This window comes from Salinisphaera orenii subsp. halophila YIM 95161 (assembly GCF_003732545.1).
Classification (GTDB): Bacteria; Pseudomonadota; Gammaproteobacteria; order Nevskiales; family Salinisphaeraceae; genus Salinisphaera; species Salinisphaera orenii_A.
Window position 1 is genome coordinate 1 of the sequence record NZ_AYKF01000042.1, and the last position, 513, is coordinate 513.

The window sequence follows — 513 nt, forward strand, 5'->3', positions numbered from 1 at the left end:
CGACCATGCCCCGGTTTTAGTAGCGTTTTGATCCAGAGCCCTTGGGTTTAGATTGCCGCTTTTGCGGCCATCTGCGCAGCGTAGTCAGCGGGCGTCAGCCCGCTGAGTTCCTTCTTCGGTCGTTCTTCGTTGTACTCTCGATGCCAGCCCCGGATGATCGTGGTGGCATGGGCAAGGCTTACGAACCAGTGCTCGTTCAAGCATTCATCGCGGAAGCGGCCGTTGAAGGACTCGATATAGGCGTTCTGGTTCGGTTTGCCGGGCTCGATCTGCTTGAGCTGAACACCATTGTGGTGAGCCCAGTTCAGCATGGCCTTGCCAATGAACTCGGGCCCATTGTCTGATCGTATGATCGCCGGCAGGCCGCGGGTGAGTGATATTTCATCGAGTACACGGGCGACTTGCGTGCCGCTCATCGATCGACCGGGCACGAGTGCCACGCACTCGTGCGTGGCGTCGTCGACGATGCCCAAACACTTGATGGCACGGCCATCGGCGAGCCGATCGAACACA

Annotated in this window: 1 protein-coding gene; it reads right to left on the minus strand. The window is 58.9% G+C overall.

Annotation, left to right across the window (positions count from 1 at the left end; genetic code table 11):
* Positions 1-47: 47 nt before the first annotated feature.
* Positions 48-513: integrase core domain-containing protein (locus SAHL_RS02980; RefSeq protein WP_184947248.1), on the minus strand; the 466-nt coding region annotated here is incomplete at its 5' end.